Raw genomic sequence first — 18167 nt, 5'->3', positions numbered from 1 at the left:
ATTGCATAAAACGAATCAAAGTTTTAATAGTGATTATGCAAGAAAGACAGGCTGTCTGTCAAGAGGTAAGTTTCCGGAATTTTTTGTTTTTTGAAAAATGATTTTGCGAAAATAATGACATTTATAAAAAAAATCGCTACACTTTATATTATAAAATTCATGAACCTGCATTATATAACGATAATATTAAGGAGTTTTTAATTTGATTAAATGGAATAATGGGATTGCAAAAATCACTCTGCCAACTCCTTTTCCGGTCGGAGATGTGAATGTTTATTTGATTAAGGGAGAAAAACTAACACTTGTCGATGCAGGTCCAAAAACCGAAGAGGCTTGGAATTCTCTTAATGAGCAGCTTGGCGGGTTACAGCTGACACCGGAGGATATTGAACAGGTTATCCTTACCCACGATCATCCGGATCATGCCGGGCTGCTCGATTTTTTTCCCGATTTGCTAGAGATATATGGCCACCCGTTAAATGAGCGTTGGATTCATCCGACAGAAGGTTTTTTTCGTGAGATTGAGAGCTTTTTTAAAGAGCTGTTTCAACGCGCGGGTCTGCCTAAGGAGTATCTTCCGCTTATTGCAAATACGAAGGAAATGTTTAAATATTCCTGCAGCCGCTCCCTGACGGGTCACTTGCATGAAGGAATGACACCGCCTGGACTTTCGGATTGGAAGGTAATCGAAACGCCTGGGCATGCGCAGAGTCAAATCGCCCTTTTTAGAGAAAAAGACGGGGTGCTAATCGGCGGAGATGTCATTTTAGCCCACGTCTCTCCAAATCCGCTGCTCGAGCCGCCGGTACCCGGTAATGAGGAAAGGTCCAAGTCCCAGCTGCAGCATAATCATTCGATGCTGAAGCTATTATCTTATCCAATCCAAGTAGTTTACGCAGGACATGGTACTGAGATTTTTCAGTTAAAAGAGCTGGTTGAAAAACGGCTTTCCAGCCAGCATGAGCGGGCAATGAAGGTTAACGGCTGGCTGCAGGATGAGCAATTGACGGTTTTTGAAATATGTCAGCGTTTGTTCCCGTCTGCTTATAAGCGTGAGTTGTTTATGACGATGTCGGAAACGATTGCCCAGCTTGATTATTTAGCTTCCCTTGGAGAAATTATCAGGGAGGGGAATCAGCCTGTATTATTTCATTCCAAGCAGTCTAATTGAGGTGGGAAAATGCTCAAGGAACAATTAAAAAATAAAAATATCGTGATTACAGGCGCTTCAGGCGGAATAGGGGCAGAGATCGCAAAGCTTTGTGCAGCGAGCGGGGCGAATCTTGTCTTGCTTGCCCGCAGTCTTGATAAACTAAAGCTGCTCGAGGCCGAACTGGAAGCGCAGCATCATGTGAAAGTAGAAGTTTTTCAGCTTGATGTCTCTGATACGGATCAAATCCAAGAGGTTTTTCAGCAAATATTTGCGGTGATTCAGGATATTGATATTCTTGTAAATAATGCCGGCTTTGGGATTTTTCGCGAAGCCCACGAGGCATCGATTGATGAAATCAAAGGGATGTTTGAGGTGAATGTTGTCGGGTTAATGGCCTGCACCAGCATGGTATTGCCAAAAATGCGCGAGAGACGCTTCGGTCAGATTATCAATATTGCTTCTCAAGCTGGAAAAATCGCTACCCCGAAATCAAGTGTCTATTCTGCTTCGAAGCATGCCGTGCTTGGCTATTCCAACGCTCTTAGAATGGAGCTATCGGACTATAATATTCAAGTCACAACAGTCAACCCCGGGCCGATTGCGACAAACTTTTTTAATATCGCGGATGAACAGGGGACGTATGTGAAAAACGTCCAGCGGTTTATGCTGCAGCCTGAATTTGTCGCCCGAAAAGTGGTCGGCAGCATGCTGACGAAAACACGCGAAATCAATCTGCCACGCTGGATGAATATGGGCAGTGTGGTTTATGTTCTTTTTCCACGATTATTTGAGAAAATTGGTAAACGAATGCTTAGTAAAAAATAATGATCAACAATAAAAACCGCGGGTAGCGGTTTTTTTGTTGAAGATTAGTTTAGTACTTCACTTTGTTAAAAAATCATATACTGCATCATTAACTACTGCGTATAAATCATCATCTAGGGCTGATTCGTTTGCCTGAAGGATCTTATTTGTCAATTCCTCCAAATCTTTATCGGAAAGCGGTATCGAATCGCCTTCATAGTACTGTTTAAAACAATTCTTAATCATCTTTTCAACAAGCTTTTTTTCCATCAGCACACACCTCTTCAACATTATATCTTTTTCTGGCTTATTGAAAAGATGAAAAAAGAGACTTAGCCGAATATTTGGTCAGGCTTCTCAAAATTAGATGCAAGCTTCATATTCTCTCATAATATTGTTGATGATTGTTTGAACCGGCAAAATTTCTTTGATTTCATGCACTCTGGCACCTGCAAAAACAAGACCATTTTCACAATCCCCGTTCATAGAAGTAATCAATGAATCAAGTGTACAAAAACGATAAGAACAATCCTTTAGGCAATCAATGCATTTCTTAATTTTTACCTTTTTTTCATCAGAAATAAGATCGGTGAAATGGTTCTTAATGGCACGGCCTTGGAGACCTACTGTTGTTTTTACTAAAATCGTATCTTCCTGCCGGGCCTCTACATATTTTTCTTTAAATGATAACGGTGCATCACACTCTTCGCTGGCAGCAAATCTTGTTCCCATCTGAACTCCAGAGGCCCCAATCCGTAAGGCGCGGGCGAGGTCTTCTCCAGTCAAGATACCTCCAGCAGCAATGACTGGAATTTTAACCGCCTCAACCACCTCTGGCAGTATGTCAAACAAAGGCCGTTCGGTTCCAAGGTGCCCGCCAGCTTCGAAGCCTTCGACAACAACTGCACTTGCCCCAAGACGTTCCGACATCTTCGCAAGCCGCGCTGAAGATACAATTGAGATGACGGGAATCCCTGCTTCCCTGCCCCAAGCATACATATCTCTTGAAATGCCGGCACCTGATATAATGAAATCAACTTTTTCTTCAATAGCTGATTTCATTTTTTCAGCAAAGTCATTCATGGCAAAGAGAACATTTACTCCAATATACCCGGAATTCGTTATCCTTTTCCTCGCCTTCCTTATATGCATTCTCATCTCCTCGACGGTTATCCCTGTTCCTGATATGATTCCAATTCCTCCTGCATTGGCAACGGCAGATGCTAGGCCGCTTAAAGAAATACCGACCCCCATTCCTCCTTGCATGATCGGAACCTTTGGCATCATGTGTCCTATTTTTAATTGTGGGAAATTCAAGAAAAAACCCCATTTCGTTTTTATTTTTGAAGCAGAATCTTAAATACTCATTCATTGTAGCAAGATGGTTTCAATAACACAGTGAGTAAATTAACACCTGCTCCTAAAAGTTGATAATATTTTTTTTGAGAGTAAAGCCTTCTTATAAATATACAAAAAATTCCCATTGAATACGAACGAATATTCGTATAAGATATAGAATATAATAAGGAACGGATGTTCGATAATTAATTGTGAGGGAAAAGCTATGATCGATTACAGCACGTTACCGCATAATAAAATTTTATGTGTAGACATGAAGAGCTTTTATGCCAGCTGCTCCGCTGTTATGGAGGGGCTTGATCCTTTGGACTGCTATATCGCCATTGTCGGCGATAAAGAGCGGCAGGGGAGTGTCGTACTTGCGGCTTCCCCAAAGCTAAAAAAAGAATTCGGCATCAAAACAGGCTCGCGGTTGTTTGAGGTTCCTAAGGATCCGAGAATTCGAATTGTGGAACCGAAAATGGCCACCTATTTGCGGATTTCCACTGAAATTACCCGTGTCTTTAACCGCTATGTTCCGAAAGAAGCCATCCATGTCTACAGCGTCGATGAAAGCTTTATTAAAGTAGATGAGGTCTTGCATTTATGGGGGGATGCCCGCACGATTGCGGAGAAAATCAAAAATGATATTGAACGGGAATTCCAGCTGCCATGTACCATTGGAATTGGCCCTAACATGCTGTTAGCGAAGCTTTCCCTTGATCTTGAAGCGAAAAAGACATGGATTGCCGAGTGGACGTATGATGATGTCCAGGCAAAGCTATGGAAAGTATCACCGCTGAGGGAAATGTGGGGCATCGGCCGCCGGGTGGAAAAAACATTAAATGGCATGGGCATTTTCACCGTCGGTCAGCTGGCCCGCTATGATTTAGACATGCTCGAAAAGAAATTTGGCATTATGGGCAACCAGCTTTATCATCATGCCTGGGGAGTCGACCTTTCCGATTTAGGGGCCCCGATTATTGAAGGGCAGATCAGCTTTGGAAAAAGTCAAATCCTCTTAAGAGACTACAAAGACGAAGAAGAAATCAAGCATGTCATTTTAGAAATGTGTGAGGAGGTTGCACGGCGTGCGAGAACCCGCCGCAAAGCCGGAAGAACGGTCAGCCTCGGAGTCGGTTACAGCCAGGACGAATTTGGCGGCGGTTTCAATCGTGCGAGAACAATTAAGCAGCCGACAAATGTCACGATGGAGCTTTACCGTGTCTGCCTTGAATTGTTTCACGAGCATTATAATGGCAAGACGGTCAGGCAGATTTCGATTTCACTTGGTAACATTGTCGACGACTGTGAACTTCAGCTGGACCTATTTGACATGGGGGCTTACAAAAGGCGGGAGCTTGGCTATGTTGCCGATTCCGTCCGCCGGCGCTTTGGACCAGGTTCTTTATTAAGAGCTGTTTCTTATACATCAGGAGGAACGGCAAAACACCGGGCCACACTTGTTGGGGGGCATAAAATGTAATGAGAAAAGCGGAAGCGCCTTGACCAGGGGCGACAAGCACAAGTCGAGCCGGCATGAAGGCTGATTTTTGGCCTTCTTGACGGATTGGCTTGTGACCTCGAGCCCCTAGGTGCTGGAGCTGGACATGGAAAGAAGGAATACGTATGATTCGCGACCGTGGGAGAATCAAATGGACGTCGATGATGCTTCCTGAGCATGTGAAACTGCTCAGAGATTGGGTCAAAGAGGACCAGTATGAACAGCAAAAGGAAATGGATGAACAGCAGCTTGAGCTGATGAATGAAATCTTAGCTGAGGCGATTGAATTCAATCAGGATGTAACCATAACTTATTACCGAAACCGTAACTACGAAATTGTGATTGGAAAAATCCACTATTGGGATGAGTTGTCACACAAGCTCCATGTTGTGGACCGCTTTGCAGAAGTACACCGCATTTCGATAGATGCTATTGCTGACATCCGGCTGACAGAATAAAGAGCGGCTTCATGAATAGAAAGCCGCTCTTTTATCTTAATCCTCTTTTGGCACCCGAACCTGGGATTCAAAATTCCCTTTATGGGAGCCGTCGCAAAATGGCTTATTCTTACTCATGCCGCAGCGGCAAAGCGAGAAGGATGGCTTTGTTGTATAAATATTGCCCTCGCCGTCTAATAATTCCACATCACCAGTGATTCTTAATGAACCATTATCATTTACCTTAATTTGTACCTTTGACATGTTAGCAAGCACCCCTTGTAAAATATTTATATATAACTGAGATTAACTGGAATCCTAGGAAAATGCAAACAAAAGTCTATGAGCAAAAAAGATTCCGCCAAAAGTTACATATGATAATATCATCATATGTCGAGTAAGGAGGAGTTAAAACGTGGAAATTTTCATTACAGAAGAGGCCGCTGCAAAGATTAACGAAAAAGCCGCCGGACGAGTTGGTTATCTGAAGCTGAAATATGATACAGATGGCTGCGGCTGAGCAGTCAGCGGGGTTGCCGCCTTGTGGTTCACAGGCGAATTAGATAATGATGATATCGAAATTAAGACCAATGACAGATCAGTGTATGTTGAGAAATCAAAGCTTGTATTTTTTGATGAGCAAATGAAAATTGATTTTTCCGGAAGCACAAACAGTTTCCAGCTTAAAAGTCCGCAGCAAATAATTAACGGACGGATGGGCTTCATCATAAAAGACAAAACAGACTGAACCTCAAGTGGTCAGTCTGTTTTAACATGGTAAAGCCTGATCAACATATTTTTGCAAAAATTCATCCACGACCCGTTCATAATCGCCTCTGTTTTCGTTGAAGGATTGGGCATGCTTTCCTTTTTCAGCGATATAAAGCATCTTAGGGCCCTTCTTATGCTCAAACAATTCCTTTGTCATTGAGGGCAAAATAAAATCATCTTTGCGGCTATGGATAAACAGGACCGGGTGTTTGATATTTTCAATTACCGAAATCGGCGAAACATGGCGGATGGAATATTTGTCGCGGAAACGAAGAATAGCATCCCCAAGAGGAAGCAGCAAACCAGGCATGATTTTAAAATCCTTTTTGATGACATAGGAGAGCTGCTGCTTAAAATCAGAGAACGGACAATCGGCAATATAGAAATCAGCGCCATCCTCAAGCAGACCGGCGTATAAAAGCATCGTCGCAGCCCCCATCGATTCCCCGTGAATCCCTAATAAAATATCTTCCCCTTTTTCTTTTTTCAGCCAATCAACTACTGCCTTTAAATCGAATTTTTCATAGTGGCCGAAGCTTGTTGTTTTCCCGCCGGATTCCCCGTGGCGGCGATGGTCATAAATCAATGTATTAAAGCCGCGCTCAAGGAACAGGTTTGCATATTTGATCGAATTGACTTTCGTTTCCGTCACGCCGTGCGCAATAATCACATAGCGGTTCGTTTGATATGGTTCGGCAAGTACCGCTTTAATCGTATAGCCAAACGGGGAGGAAATGTCGATATGCTGTCTTGGCAGTGTTTTTAATTGATCGGGATTCACTCTGCCCGCATCTTTTTCCCTCCTTAAGATGAAATCCTCGTCTTTCTTTTTCATATACATGAGGCGGTTGGTGAAATAGAGAGCGAGTGCCAGCCAGAAAAATAATATAATGAACAGGGTACGAAATGCCTTTTTCAAAAAATGGCACCTCCAAGAGAGATATTTACATAAATTAGCAAAGTTAATTTTACCATAAGAAAAGCCGCATATACCAATGAGCGGCTCTTAAAGGTAATTATTGTTCTGAGTTCTGTCGTTTTGTCGGATGAATGGCTTTTTCAACTTCTTCAGCGGCAATCATCCGCTTGCCGCCTCCTGCTGATTCCGCATAGTTTTTTCCTGCTGCACTGTTCCCTTTTTCTCTCTTTTGGCTCATAAGTGAATCCCCCTTCGAGATAGTTTCATCTAATAAGATGCTTTTAGGGAAGGAAGATTATTCATGGCTTTAGACGTTTTGCGCATGAAGGCGGTAATAGCCGCTTTCAATTTGTCTGGAAACATGCGGGCGGACCAGTTCGATTGCATCAAGAAGCTTTGATAAGTCAATCCCGGTCTCGATGCCCATCCTTTCGAGCATATAGGCAACATCCTCCGTTGCCGTATTGCCGCTGGCGCCGGGAGCAAACGGACAGCCGCCAAGACCGCCTGCTGATGTATCAAAGCGGTCAATGCCAGCCTGAAGGCAGGAAAAGATATTGGCCAATCCAAGCTTTCGTGTATCGTGAAAATGAGCCGTAATAAGGGTCATTGGAAACTCTTCTTTTAATTTAACAAAAAGCGAATAAGCCTCGTTCGGTGCCGCCATACCGATTGTATCGGCGACACTTAATTCATCAACACCGGTATTTACAAATTCACGGCAAAGCTGAAGGGTATCGCTTTCGTTGATTTTTCCCTCGTAAGGGCAATAAAATGCCGTTGAAATGCAAGCCCGGACAAAGTAACCTTTTTCTTTCAGTTCCTGGATGATGGGTTTCAATTCTGCCATACTGTCTGAAGTCGATTTATTGATATTTTTTTTATTAAAACTGTTACTGACCCCGACAAACACGGCGATCGCCTTGCAGCTGGTGGAATAGACCCTGTCAATTCCTTTTCGGTTTGGGGCAAGAACAATATTTCTGGTTTGTTCATCAAGGCAGTCGAGGACAATGTCAGCTGCATCTCCCATTTGCGGCACCCATTTTGGTGACACAAATGATGTCAGTTCCATTTCCTTGATTCCGGCATTTCGAAGCTCGTGGATAAATTGTTTTTTTATTTCAGTAGGCACAAATTGTTTTTCGTTTTGTAGTCCGTCGCGCGGTCCTACTTCGATGATCGTTACTTTTTTCGGCAATGTCAGCATTCTCTTTCCCCCTTACCAGTCATATTTCAATTGTAGTAGCAGTAAATTTGAAAAATCAAGAATAAACGGAATTTTAGCAAATTTTTATGCTAAAATGAAGGAAATAATGATAGGGGGAGAAAGTGTATGACTGAAGTTATAATTGTAAGCGCTGTCCGAACAGCACTGGGCAGTTTTAATGGCAGTTTAAAAAATATTTCGGCACCGGAATTAGGCGCGGTTGTGATTAAGGGAGCGTTAGAACGGGCAGGTGTCAAACCGGAACAGGTTGATGAAGTAATCATGGGCAATGTTCTTCAAGCTGGTCTGGGGCAAAACCCGGCAAGGCAGGCTGCGATGGAGGCAGGGATTCCTGAAAGTGTTTCCTCAATGACGATTAATAAGGTATGCGGTTCCGGATTAAAAGCTGTTCACCTTGCAGTCCAAGCTATTTTAGCCGGTGATGCCGATATTGTAGTGGCTGGGGGGATGGAAAATATGAGCCAGGCTCCGTACATATTAAAAAACGCCCGCGAAGGTTTTAAAATGGGGAACCAAACATTGATTGATACGCTTGTATCAGACGGGCTTACCTGTGTTTTCAATGATTACCATATGGGCATTACAGCTGAAAATTTAGCAGCAAAGTATGCGATTACTCGTGAGGAACAGGATCAATTTGCTGCATGGAGTCAGGAAAAAGCGGTAAATGCCATCGAAGCGGGCAGATTCATCGAAGAAATTGTTCCAGTAGTTATCCCGCAGCGCAAAGGGGAGCCGATTGTATTTGCAGTCGATGAATATCCCAAGAAGGGCACAACCGCAGAAAAATTAGCAGGGCTCCGTCCAGCTTTTAAAAAGGATGGTACGGTTACAGCGGGTAATGCCTCTGGGATTAATGACGGGGCGGCCGCCGTTGTCGTAATGAGCCGGAAAAAGGCGGATGAACTGGGTCTAAAGCCGCTTGCATCGATTAAGGCAAATGCCAGCGCAGGTGTAGATCCAAGCATTATGGGCATTGGTCCAGTTCCGGCGGTCAAAAAAGCACTGGAAAAAGCAGCTGTTTCAATCGATGACCTAGAGTTAATTGAAGCCAATGAAGCCTTTGCGGCGCAGTCATTAGCGGTGGACCGCGAGCTTCATTTCAATAAAGAGATTTTGAACGTGAACGGCGGGGCCATTGCTCTTGGACACCCAATTGGGGCGAGCGGAGCACGAATTCTAGTTACATTAATCCATGAAATGAATCGAAGAAATGCCCGATTAGGCCTAGCCGCGTTATGTATCGGCGGCGGGCAGGGGGTAGCAACAGTAGTAGAGTTAGTTTAAATAGAATGGAGGGCAGGCTGATTTTATTAACGGCTTGCCTTTTTATATGAAATTCGCCGCATGTGGTTGTATAATATGAACAAAATCTTCTTTAAAGGAGAATCATATATGAAAAAAAGGCAGCAAAAACCAACAAAGAAAAAAGAGGATTCACCATTAACGCTTAAGGATTTGATTAATCCGGATTTAATGAAACAATTAAAGGACCAGCAGGAGCAGTTAAAGGCTGAAGAAGAGAAAAGAAAAGAGCAGGAAGAGCAGAGAAAGCGTGAAGAAAGAAAATTAAAAGAAAAGAATAAATCCTTTGAAGAGCTGTTAAACGAAAGCGGTATGAATTGGAAGGAATTTAAATAAGAGAGCCTCCATGGCTCTCTTTATTTAACGATGCTCCTGATAAACATTCGCTTTCGTCCATTCTTTAATCAAAGCAGCTTCTTCTTCGGTTAAAGGATTACTTCTGACCGCTGCAGCATTACTTCGAACCTGTTCAACACTGCTGGCACCCGCAATCACGGAAGCAACGGCCTGGGCAGCTAGATTATATTGTAATGCAGCCTCGGTAAACGACCTTGCTGCAGCTGTTTTTTCTTTTAGCAGCGGTAAAACTTTGCTTAATTCCTCGAAGCTGTAATCTAAATATCCCTTTTCAGAAGCCTTTTCCAATAGTTTCTCACTCAACAGACCTTTAGCTAACGGTCCGCGGGTCACAACGCTGATCCCATGTTCAGCAAGAAGCGTCAGGGCCTCTTCTTCAGGCCGGCGGTCTAACATGCTATACTGCATCATTACCGAAACGATATTTGATTTTTTCACATATTCACGAATGACATTCGGTCGAATTGAGGAGATTCCATAATAGCGGATATAGCCTTCTGCCTTTAACTCCTCAAACGCTTCAATTGTTTCATCAATCGGGTCATTGATTGTACCGCCATGCAGCTGATATAAATCAATATAATCAGTGCCGAGCCGTTTTAAGCTGTTTTTCACTGCTTCCTTTATATAGGGTTTTGAAGGCTCCCATGTCCAGCTGCTTTTGTCAGCATTCCAGCGGTTGCCGACCTTCGTTGCAATGACCACTTGTTCGCGTACATTTTTTAATGCCTTCCCAACCAAACTTTCATTTACACCAAAATCATATAAATCTGCAGTATCGAAATAATTAATTCCCTCATCAAGCGCCGCTTCAATTATTTCCCGGGCTGTTTTTTCTTCCGTCCCGATCGACATGCAGCCGAGACCTAACTCAGTCACAAATAAATCAGAATTCCCTAGTCTTCTTTTTTTCAAAAAAAATCACCCCTCATCTTTCTACAATTTTAGTAAAGATTGGGGCAAACTACAAACAGCAAATCTTATTTTGAGGCAGTTTTTCGTACCCATTCAGCAACGGTGGCATGTTCCCGATTATATTCCTTTAATTTTTGCAGTACTTCCCAGCCTTTGCCGACAAGGATGATTCCTTTTTCATGGACGTACACCTTCATCCATAACCCTCCCATTAAAGTATGGTAAAATGTATGACGTGAAGAACGGAATAGAACAGGAGTTGACAATAATGAATAGCCTTGAAGAAAAAACGCTCCATAGCAAAGAAATATTTTCGGGGAAAATCATCACCGTCGAGCTGCAGGATGTTAAGCTGCCGAATGGCAAGCAGGCAAAACGTGAAATTGTGAAACATCCGGGCGCCGTAGCCGTTATAGCTCTTACCAATGAGAATAGAATCGTGATGGTCGAACAATACCGCAAAGCATTGGAAAAAATTATTGTCGAAATCCCCGCCGGCAAGCTGGAAAAGGGGGAGGAGCCGGCAAGCTGTGCCCGCAGGGAATTAGAAGAAGAGACTGGCTATGTCTGTGAATCATTGGAGCCGCTTCTGTCTTTCTATACATCGCCGGGATTTGCGGATGAAATCGTTCATGTTTTTTTAGCGAAAGGTTTGACGAAAAAAGAAAATCCCGCTGCCATGGATGAAGATGAGTTTGTAAATTTAAAGGAATTAACTCTTGAAGAAGCGATACAATACGTAAAAGAACAAAAGATATATGACGCGAAAACAATTTACGGGGTCCAATACTTACAATTACAAGAGGCGTTGACTACTAAATGAATCGCTATTATGTAGATTTACATATTCACATTGGCAGAACGTGGACGGGCAAGCCGGTCAAAATTACCGGAGCGAAGTCGCTGACGTTCACAAATATTATTGAACATGCAAGAAACATAAAAGGATTAAATATGGTCGGGATCATCGACAGTCATTCACCTGAAGTGATTATTGAAATGGAGAGCCTGATTGAAAGCGGCGATGTGTACGAGCATCCGGACGGCGGGCTTGTCTTTGGTGACCTGACTGTTATTCCAGGTTCGGAATTAGAAATTTATGACGAAGGGTGCAATGGTCCAATCCATGTGCTTTGCTTCCTGCCAAATCTTTCGGCAATGAAGGAATTTTCAAACTGGCTGTCCGGTCATTTAAAAAATATCCAGTTAAGCTCGCAGCGTGTTTATATTACAGGACTTGTTTTACAGAAAAAGGTCAAAGAAATGGGCGGTATTTTTATCCCAGCCCATGTGTTCACTCCGTTTAAAAGTTTGTATGGTAAAGGTGTGAATCAATCGCTTACAGAGGTGTTTGACCCTGATTTAATTGATGGAATTGAATTAGGCCTGAGCTCGGATACACAAATGGCCGATCAAATTGGGGAGATTCACCGCTACACTTTCGTGACGAATTCCGATGCCCATTCATTGGCGAAGATTGCCAGGGAATATCAAGTGATGGCAATGGAGGCACCTACTTTTGCAGAATTGCAAAAAGCATTAAAAGGGGAAGACGGACGAAAGATCCTTGCTAACTATGGTCTGGACCCATTGCTTGGTAAGTACCATAAAACGGTTTGTGCGCAATGTCTGCACCCGGCGGATGAAACTGACCAAATTTGTACACAGTGCGGCAGTAAAAAAATTATTAAAGGGGTAGCAGACCGTATTCTTGAATTGAAAACGGAAGATAAAAGTCCAGCGTATCGGCCGCCATATGTGCATCAAGTACCGCTTGAATTTATCCCGGGCCTTGGTCCACGGCTTCTGGAGAAATTGGTCGATCATTTTGGCAGTGAAATGGCCATCCTCCATGAGGTTCCATATGATGCCTTAAAAGAGGTAGTGCCGGAAAAAATCGCCGATCTAATTTTAAAAGCACGGGAAGGAAAGGTGCTTCTCGCAGCAGGAGGAGGCGGCAAATACGGCAAAATCGCCGAACAATAATTGATTCCAAAGGGTCTGACCCCTCTGACAATTTATTCTGTCAGAGGGGTTAGACCCTTTGGTTTAAAACTCTACTTTTTTTTAATCATAGAATTGCTAGATTCGCATAGAATGTAGTAATTCGATTGAAAGCAGGAGGAATTATTGATGAAAAAACGATTGTTCCAGTCCAATGTAGCCGCTTATTTCCGTGAACATTCCTCAATCTTCTTATTTATTGTCGTCTTATTCCTAATGGGAGTTATTTTTGGGGCGATTGTTGTCAATAGCATGAGTTATACCCAGAAAGAGGATCTATTCTATTATTTATCACAATTTTTCGGTCAGGTTTCAGATGGGAAAGTTGCCGAGCAAAACGATTTATTTGCACAAAGCTTCTTCCATAATAGTAAATTTATCGGCCTGATTTGGATTCTTGGGATTTCCATTATTGGACTTCCGGTCATACTTATACTCTTATTTGTAAAGGGAATGGTTGTCGGCTTTACCGTTGGATTTTTGGTCAGTCAAATGGGATGGAAAGGATTTATGCTGGCATTCGTATCGATCCTGCCGCAAAATTTGATTATCATTCCAGTGTTTATTATTATGGCAGCATTATCAGTCATCATTTCATTGAAAATGATCAAAAAGCAATTTATGAAAAAATTTGCCCAGCCGGTGATGCCGCTATTTAAAGGATATATATTTGCCCTTATCGCAGCTGTCGTCTTTATTTCAGCAGCATCAGGGGTGGAGGCCTATTTATCACCATGGTTAATGAAGACTATTATCAGTTCTTCAGGATTAAAATGATTATTAAATAAAAATTAATATTGAATGTAGTTTATAATAATTTTATTTTGAATCTCCCCTTTCATCTGTTATAATGAAAAATAACAGTGGCGAGGGAGGGACGATAGGCATGGAAACTAGACTTGAGAGAATTAAAAAGCAGTTGCACTCAGCAAGCTATAAACTCACACCTCAGCGCGAGGCAACCGTTAGAGTTTTACTAGAAAATGAAGAGGATCATTTGAGTGCAGAAGATGTGTACCTCCTCGTAAAAGAAAAATCGCCTGAAATTGGATTAGCAACTGTTTATCGAACATTGGAATTATTAACTGAATTAAAAATAGTCGATAAAATAAATTTTGGCGACGGCGTATCCCGCTACGATCTAAGGCAGGAAGGTGCGGCACATTTTCATCACCATCTTGTTTGCATTGAATGTGGTGCTGTCGATGAAATTCAGGAAGATTTGCTGGAGGATGTTGAAGCGATTGTCGAGCGCAGGTGGAATTTTAAGATAAAAGATCATCGTCTTACCTTCCATGGCATTTGCCATCGTTGTCAAGATAAAGTTAAAGAAGCTAAAGCTGATGAATAAACGAAGGTCCTTTTTTATGTAAAGGACTTTTTTTATTTTCCCATATTCTTAGTCAATATGTATAAAACTTGTCCATTTTGGCATACCTTTTTAGTAGGAAACATGTATAAAATGGCATTCACCTGCGATTAAATAAGAGTATGGGGGAAAGAAAATGATTCCATTAATAAAGGTGATTCTGCAAACAATAAAGGTATTTATCATATTCACTGGGTGCACGGTACTCTTTTATTATGGTATCATGTGGATATCAGAAGAATATCAAAATTATCATCGCTATGATGAACCGGAAGGATCGGCAATAAGCGTTTCCAACCCGGTAAACCAAGGCAATTCTACCTGGTTTGAGCGGTTAAAATTGTTTTATTTAAATGGGGAGTAAGGCGATGGAAGAACAAATACAGCGTTTTTTGCAATTTTTAACGGTAGAAAAAGGACTCGCGCAAAATACCATTTTATCCTATGAGCGCGATTTAAAAAGCTATATTCATTATTTAAAAGAGGTTGAGTCAATTACAGACCTAAATGAAGCCGGCCGGGTCCATATCGTTCATTTTCTTAAATTTTTAAAAGATCAGGGGAAATCTTCGAAAACAATTGCTCGACACATTGCGTCCGTGAGAGCTTTTCATCAATTTTTATTAAGAGAAAAAATAACCGAGCAAGACCCTACGGTCCATCTTGAAACACCAAAAATAGAAAGAGAATTGCCAAAGGTATTGAGCCTGCAGGAAGTAGAAACTCTTTTAGACGCACCGAAACCGCATGATCACTATGGGTTAAGAGATAAGGCGATGCTTGAGCTGCTTTACGCAACAGGCATAAGGGTAAGTGAACTCATTAATTTGGATGTTCATCATATTAATTTACCGATGGGCTTTGTCCGCTGCATTGGGAAGGGAACAAAGGAAAGAATTATCCCGCTTGGAAAGACCGCTGCTGAGGCAGTCATGCATTATTTAGATGGGGGCCGGGCATTGTTTAATTCTAAAAATGCAGACGAAAATGCCCTTTTTTTAAATCATCAAGGCAGCAGATTGACTAGACAGGGATTCTGGAAAATATTAAAGAAATTAGCCAGGGAAGCAGGAATTGATAAAGACATGACACCCCATACCCTAAGACACTCGTTTGCTGCTCATTTAATTGAAAATGGGGCTGACCTGCGGGCGGTACAGGAAATGCTTGGTCATGCAGACATTTCAACCACACAAATTTATACGAATGTGTCAAAAACGAAATTAACGGATGTTTATCGGAAATTTCATCCTCGAGCTTAATAGAATAAAAGAATTAAATAATAGGTAAAGTTCAAAAAGCTGCCAAATTTTTAGGTAGCTTTTTTCTTGTAATTTCTCACTCATTTAGTAAAATAAAGATGTCAGACTTCTGACGTGTAAAAGCATTTTTTTAGGCTAATCCTTCCTATTACGGGAAACATATGGTTGTAAAGTATTGAGAAGCTTGTAAACGTTATCAAAATCAGTGAAGGCTCGAGAGTTTATCCGAGCTTTCGCAGTACGAAAAAGGAGGAAAATTGAAATGGCCTTAACTACATACAAACGTATTTTTATTATCGTTATGGACTCGGTTGGCATTGGTGAGGCGCCAGATGCGGATAAATTTGGTGATAAAGGGGCGGATACGCTGGGCCATATTGCTGAAAAAATGAATGGTCTGCATATGCCAAACATGGGTAAGCTTGGTTTAAGCAATATCCGCGAACTAAAAGGAATTGATAAAGCGGTGCAGCCGTTAGCTTTTTATACAAGAATGATGGAAGCGTCAAACGGAAAGGATACGATGACAGGTCACTGGGAAATCATGGGGTTAAACATTAAAACTCCGTTTCAAGTTTTCCCCGAAGGCTTTCCTGATGAGCTGCTCTCTGAGCTAGAAAAGCGCACCGGCCGGAAAGTAATCGGCAATAAACCGGCAAGCGGGACGGCGATTATTGAAGAACTTGGTGAAGAGCATATGAAAACAGGGGCGATGATTGTTTACACATCTGCTGATTCAGTGCTGCAAATCGCAGCCCATGAAGATATAATTCCGCTTGATGAACTGTATCGCATTTGTAAAATTGCAAGGGAATTGACACTTGATGAGAAATATATGGTAGGCCGTGTTATTGCTCGACCATTTGTTGGAGAGCCGGGTAATTTTAAACGGACGCCTAACCGTCATGATTACGCATTAAAACCGTTTGACCGCACGGTGATGAGTGAATTGAAGGATGCCGGCTTTGATGTGATTGCCATTGGAAAGATTTCCGATATTTACGACGGTGAGGGAGTGACAAACGCGCTTCGAACAGTATCGAATATGGATGGCATGGATAAGCTTGTGGAAACCTTAGAAATGGATTTCACGGGAATCAGTTTTTTAAATTTAGTTGATTTTGATGCGCTTTATGGACACCGCCGCGATCCTCTTGGTTATGGCAAGGCACTTGAAGAATACGATGCACGCCTCCCGGAAGTATTCGCAAAAATGAAAGAGGATGATTTGTTAATCATTACCGCTGACCACGGAAATGACCCGATTGCACCTGGAACAGATCATACGCGCGAATATGTTCCATTACTTGTATACTCTACAGGAATGACAGGGGGTAAAGAACTCCCACTAAGGCAGACATTCGCTGATATCGGCGCAACGGTAGCAGAAAACTTCCAAGTAAAAATGCCGCACTACGGCAAGAGTTTTTTAAATGAATTAAAATAATAAAAAATTAATTACCCTCGTAAAGTGGTGAATAAATGATGAGAATGGTCGACTTAATTGAAAAAAAGCGTGATGGTCATGAACTATCAACCGAAGAAATTAATTTTATTATTAGCGGATACACAGACGGTACAATTCCGGATTATCAGGTAAGTGCCTTGACGATGGCCATCGTGTTCCGTGGGATGTCTGAACGAGAACGTGCTGATTTAACAATGGCCATGGTGGAATCAGGTGACCAAATCAACTTATCGCAAATTGAAGGCATTAAAGTAGATAAGCACTCTACCGGCGGTGTTGGCGATACAACAACGCTTGTTCTCGGGCCTCTTGTAGCGGCAGTTGGTGTCCCAGTCGCGAAAATGTCAGGGCGCGGTTTAGGCCACACTGGCGGAACGATTGATAAATTAGAATCGGTAGAAGGTTTCCATGTGGAAATTGATAATGATGAATTTATCCAGCTTGTTAACAAAAATAAGATTGCTGTCATCGGTCAAAGCGGAAACTTAACGCCCGCCGATAAAAAACTATATGCCCTTCGGGATGTAACCGCAACTGTAGAAAGCATTCCGCTGATTGCGAGCTCAATTATGAGCAAAAAAATTGCGGCCGGGGCTGATGCCATTGTCCTTGATGTAAAAACAGGGGCCGGTGCATTTATGAAGACATTAGATGATTCTCGTGAGTTGGCACATGCAATGGTTCGGATTGGGAATAATGTCGGCCGAAGAACGATGGCGGTGATTTCCGATATGAGTCAGCCGCTCGGGTTTGCGATTGGCAACGCGCTGGAGGTCAAAGAAGCAATCGATACACTTAAAGGGGAAGGTCCAGCTGATTTAACTGAGCTATGCTTAACACTCGGCAGCCATATGGTCTATCTGGCTGAACGAGCAAATTCATTGCCAGAGGCGCGGACAATGCTTGAGAAGGCCATGGAAGACGGTTCAGCACTTGAAAAGCTCAAAGTTTTCTTAAGCTCCCAAGGCGGTGACGGATCCATTGTTGATCATCCTGAGAAATTGCCGCAGGCGAAATTTATTGTCGAGCTCGAGGCGAAAGAAGACGGCTATGTCGCGGAAATTGTGGCTGATGAAGTAGGTACAGCGGCAATGCTGTTAGGAGCAGGAAGAGTGACAAAAGAATCTGTCATTGATCTGGCTGTAGGTCTCGTATTACGTAAAAAAATCGGTGACCATGTAAAAAAAGGCGACTCCCTTGTCACCATTTACAGCAACTTCGAAAATATCGACGAAGTCAAACAAAAGCTGTACGACAATATCAAGGTCACATCACAAAAAGTAACAGCACCAACCCTCATACACGAAGAAATCACGGAATAGGGTGTCAT

Annotated in this window: 22 protein-coding genes and 1 pseudogene; 15 read left to right on the top strand and 8 right to left on the bottom strand. The window is 42.4% G+C overall.

Translation table 11 applies throughout. The features are described from left to right. Positions 1–202: 202 nt before the first annotated feature. The gene (locus A6749_RS03370; RefSeq protein ID WP_066385227.1) at positions 203–1171 is read left to right on the top strand and encodes an MBL fold metallo-hydrolase; all 969 of its coding nucleotides are present in this window, start codon (positions 203–205) and stop codon (positions 1169–1171) included. 9 nt (positions 1172–1180) lie between these two features. Continuing rightward, complete coding sequence (locus tag A6749_RS03365) at positions 1181–1978, top strand: SDR family NAD(P)-dependent oxidoreductase (RefSeq protein ID WP_066385226.1); 798 nt, start codon at positions 1181–1183, stop codon at positions 1976–1978. Positions 1979–2035: 57 nt separating this feature from the next. On the opposite strand, the gene A6749_RS03360 is transcribed toward A6749_RS03365, so the two are convergent. Together A6749_RS03360 and A6749_RS03355 are read right to left on the bottom strand one after the other, a co-directional pair. Then, positions 2036–2227, bottom strand: a complete 192-nt coding sequence (locus A6749_RS03360; protein WP_084797616.1) for a YqzH family protein — start codon at positions 2225–2227, stop codon at positions 2036–2038. A gap of 93 nt (positions 2228–2320) precedes the next feature. Beyond that, entirely contained in the window at positions 2321–3244 is a 924-nt protein-coding gene (locus tag A6749_RS03355; RefSeq protein WP_174842972.1) for an NAD(P)H-dependent flavin oxidoreductase, read from the bottom strand. Positions 3245–3521: 277 nt separating this feature from the next. Between A6749_RS03355 and A6749_RS03350 the strand changes: the two genes are divergently transcribed. Both A6749_RS03350 and A6749_RS03345 read left to right on the top strand, forming a co-directional pair. Further along, entirely contained in the window at positions 3522–4781 is a 1260-nt protein-coding gene (locus tag A6749_RS03350; protein WP_066385224.1) for a Y-family DNA polymerase, read from the top strand. A gap of 143 nt (positions 4782–4924) precedes the next feature. Next, positions 4925–5257 (top strand): YolD-like family protein, encoded by a 333-nt coding sequence (locus A6749_RS03345; RefSeq protein ID WP_066385222.1) that lies wholly within the window; start codon positions 4925–4927, stop codon positions 5255–5257. A 36-nt stretch (positions 5258–5293) separates the two neighbouring features. On the opposite strand, the gene A6749_RS03340 is transcribed toward A6749_RS03345, so the two are convergent. Next, a complete protein-coding gene (locus A6749_RS03340) occupies positions 5294–5500 on the bottom strand; it encodes a CDGSH iron-sulfur domain-containing protein (protein WP_066385217.1) in 207 nt (68 codons plus the stop codon). A 271-nt stretch (positions 5501–5771) separates the two neighbouring features. On the opposite strand from A6749_RS03340, the pseudogene A6749_RS29245 reads away from it, so the two are divergent. After that, positions 5772–5984: pseudogene (locus A6749_RS29245) on the top strand (iron-sulfur cluster biosynthesis family protein); the annotation flags it as partial. A gap of 21 nt (positions 5985–6005) precedes the next feature. On the opposite strand, the gene A6749_RS03330 reads toward A6749_RS29245, so the two are convergent. From A6749_RS03330 to A6749_RS03325, 3 genes are all read right to left on the bottom strand, one after another. Continuing rightward, positions 6006–6926, bottom strand: a complete 921-nt coding sequence (locus A6749_RS03330; protein WP_066385216.1) for an alpha/beta hydrolase — start codon at positions 6924–6926, stop codon at positions 6006–6008. 97 nt (positions 6927–7023) lie between these two features. After that, positions 7024–7164 (bottom strand): hypothetical protein, encoded by a 141-nt coding sequence (locus A6749_RS28560; RefSeq protein WP_164745679.1) that lies wholly within the window; start codon positions 7162–7164, stop codon positions 7024–7026. A 69-nt stretch (positions 7165–7233) separates the two neighbouring features. Then, positions 7234–8136: a hydroxymethylglutaryl-CoA lyase gene (locus A6749_RS03325; protein WP_066385215.1), complete on the bottom strand. Its 903-nt coding sequence runs from the start codon at positions 8134–8136 to the stop codon at positions 7234–7236. A 126-nt stretch (positions 8137–8262) separates the two neighbouring features. Here A6749_RS03325 and A6749_RS03320 point away from each other — a divergent pair, with 126 nt between their 5' ends. Together A6749_RS03320 and A6749_RS03315 are read left to right on the top strand one after the other, a co-directional pair. After that, positions 8263–9444: an acetyl-CoA C-acetyltransferase gene (locus tag A6749_RS03320; protein ID WP_066385212.1), complete on the top strand. Its 1182-nt coding sequence runs from the start codon at positions 8263–8265 to the stop codon at positions 9442–9444. A gap of 108 nt (positions 9445–9552) precedes the next feature. Further along, complete coding sequence (locus A6749_RS03315; protein ID WP_066385210.1) at positions 9553–9798, top strand: YqkE family protein; 246 nt, start codon at positions 9553–9555, stop codon at positions 9796–9798. A 24-nt stretch (positions 9799–9822) separates the two neighbouring features. Here the strand turns inward: A6749_RS03315 and A6749_RS03310 are convergent, their stop codons facing one another. Next, the gene (locus A6749_RS03310; RefSeq protein ID WP_066385208.1) at positions 9823–10734 is read right to left on the bottom strand and encodes an aldo/keto reductase; all 912 of its coding nucleotides are present in this window, start codon (positions 10732–10734) and stop codon (positions 9823–9825) included. Positions 10735–10799: 65 nt separating this feature from the next. After that, positions 10800–10931 carry a Z-ring formation inhibitor MciZ gene (mciZ, locus tag A6749_RS27505; RefSeq protein ID WP_084797615.1) on the bottom strand — a complete coding sequence of 44 codons (132 nt, stop codon included), beginning with the start codon at positions 10929–10931 and terminating at the stop codon, positions 10800–10802. Between the two features lie 71 nt (positions 10932–11002). Between mciZ and A6749_RS03305 the strand changes: the two genes are divergently transcribed. From A6749_RS03305 to A6749_RS03270, 8 genes are all read left to right on the top strand, one after another. Then, positions 11003–11557: an NUDIX hydrolase gene (locus A6749_RS03305; RefSeq protein ID WP_066385206.1), complete on the top strand. Its 555-nt coding sequence runs from the start codon at positions 11003–11005 to the stop codon at positions 11555–11557. After that, positions 11554–12720 carry a TIGR00375 family protein gene (locus tag A6749_RS03300; RefSeq protein WP_066385202.1) on the top strand — a complete coding sequence of 389 codons (1167 nt, stop codon included), beginning with the start codon at positions 11554–11556 and terminating at the stop codon, positions 12718–12720. Before A6749_RS03305 ends, A6749_RS03300 begins: the two co-directional genes overlap by 4 nt. A gap of 147 nt (positions 12721–12867) precedes the next feature. Then, complete coding sequence (spoIIM, locus tag A6749_RS03295; protein WP_066385196.1) at positions 12868–13515, top strand: stage II sporulation protein M; 648 nt, start codon at positions 12868–12870, stop codon at positions 13513–13515. A 109-nt stretch (positions 13516–13624) separates the two neighbouring features. Further along, the gene (gene fur / locus A6749_RS03290) at positions 13625–14089 is read left to right on the top strand and encodes a ferric iron uptake transcriptional regulator (RefSeq protein WP_066385195.1); all 465 of its coding nucleotides are present in this window, start codon (positions 13625–13627) and stop codon (positions 14087–14089) included. 154 nt (positions 14090–14243) lie between these two features. Next, the gene (locus tag A6749_RS03285; protein ID WP_066385194.1) at positions 14244–14471 is read left to right on the top strand and encodes a YqzK family protein; all 228 of its coding nucleotides are present in this window, start codon (positions 14244–14246) and stop codon (positions 14469–14471) included. Between the two features lie 4 nt (positions 14472–14475). Next, a complete protein-coding gene (xerD, locus tag A6749_RS03280; protein WP_066385188.1) occupies positions 14476–15369 on the top strand; it encodes a site-specific tyrosine recombinase XerD in 894 nt (297 codons plus the stop codon). A 262-nt stretch (positions 15370–15631) separates the two neighbouring features. Beyond that, positions 15632–16816, top strand: a complete 1185-nt coding sequence (gene deoB / locus A6749_RS03275) for a phosphopentomutase (protein ID WP_066385187.1) — start codon at positions 15632–15634, stop codon at positions 16814–16816. A 38-nt stretch (positions 16817–16854) separates the two neighbouring features. After that, positions 16855–18159, top strand: coding sequence for a pyrimidine-nucleoside phosphorylase (locus tag A6749_RS03270; protein WP_066400733.1), 1305 nt, complete (start codon positions 16855–16857; stop codon positions 18157–18159). Positions 18160–18167: the final 8 nt, after the last annotated feature.

Source organism: Neobacillus mesonae, from assembly GCF_001636315.1.
GTDB lineage: Bacteria > Bacillota > Bacilli > Bacillales > Cytobacillaceae > Neobacillus > Neobacillus mesonae.
This window is presented reverse-complemented; position numbering and strand designations above follow the sequence as displayed.

Bases quoted from the DNA above. Each gene is read 5' to 3' on its own strand.
- A6749_RS03365 (WP_066385226.1), top strand. From the start codon at position 1,181: ATGCTCAAGGAACAATTAAAAAATAAAAATATCGTGATTACAGGCGCT.
- A6749_RS03360 (WP_084797616.1), bottom strand. From the start codon at position 2,227: ATGGAAAAAAAGCTTGTTGAAAAGATGATTAAGAATTGTTTTAAACAG.
- A6749_RS03355 (WP_174842972.1), bottom strand. From the start codon at position 3,244: ATGATGCCAAAGGTTCCGATCATGCAAGGAGGAATGGGGGTCGGTATT.
- A6749_RS03350 (WP_066385224.1), top strand. From the start codon at position 3,522: ATGATCGATTACAGCACGTTACCGCATAATAAAATTTTATGTGTAGAC.
- A6749_RS03345 (WP_066385222.1), top strand. From the start codon at position 4,925: ATGATTCGCGACCGTGGGAGAATCAAATGGACGTCGATGATGCTTCCT.
- A6749_RS03340 (WP_066385217.1), bottom strand. From the start codon at position 5,500: ATGTCAAAGGTACAAATTAAGGTAAATGATAATGGTTCATTAAGAATC.
- A6749_RS28560 (WP_164745679.1), bottom strand. From the start codon at position 7,164: ATGAGCCAAAAGAGAGAAAAAGGGAACAGTGCAGCAGGAAAAAACTAT.
- A6749_RS03325 (WP_066385215.1), bottom strand. From the start codon at position 8,136: ATGCTGACATTGCCGAAAAAAGTAACGATCATCGAAGTAGGACCGCGC.
- A6749_RS03320 (WP_066385212.1), top strand. From the start codon at position 8,263: ATGACTGAAGTTATAATTGTAAGCGCTGTCCGAACAGCACTGGGCAGT.
- A6749_RS03315 (WP_066385210.1), top strand. From the start codon at position 9,553: ATGAAAAAAAGGCAGCAAAAACCAACAAAGAAAAAAGAGGATTCACCA.
- mciZ (WP_084797615.1), bottom strand. From the start codon at position 10,931: ATGAAGGTGTACGTCCATGAAAAAGGAATCATCCTTGTCGGCAAAGGC.
- A6749_RS03305 (WP_066385206.1), top strand. From the start codon at position 11,003: ATGAATAGCCTTGAAGAAAAAACGCTCCATAGCAAAGAAATATTTTCG.
- A6749_RS03300 (WP_066385202.1), top strand. From the start codon at position 11,554: ATGAATCGCTATTATGTAGATTTACATATTCACATTGGCAGAACGTGG.
- spoIIM (WP_066385196.1), top strand. From the start codon at position 12,868: ATGAAAAAACGATTGTTCCAGTCCAATGTAGCCGCTTATTTCCGTGAA.
- fur (WP_066385195.1), top strand. From the start codon at position 13,625: ATGGAAACTAGACTTGAGAGAATTAAAAAGCAGTTGCACTCAGCAAGC.
- A6749_RS03285 (WP_066385194.1), top strand. From the start codon at position 14,244: ATGATTCCATTAATAAAGGTGATTCTGCAAACAATAAAGGTATTTATC.
- xerD (WP_066385188.1), top strand. From the start codon at position 14,476: ATGGAAGAACAAATACAGCGTTTTTTGCAATTTTTAACGGTAGAAAAA.
- deoB (WP_066385187.1), top strand. From the start codon at position 15,632: ATGGCCTTAACTACATACAAACGTATTTTTATTATCGTTATGGACTCG.
- A6749_RS03270 (WP_066400733.1), top strand. From the start codon at position 16,855: ATGAGAATGGTCGACTTAATTGAAAAAAAGCGTGATGGTCATGAACTA.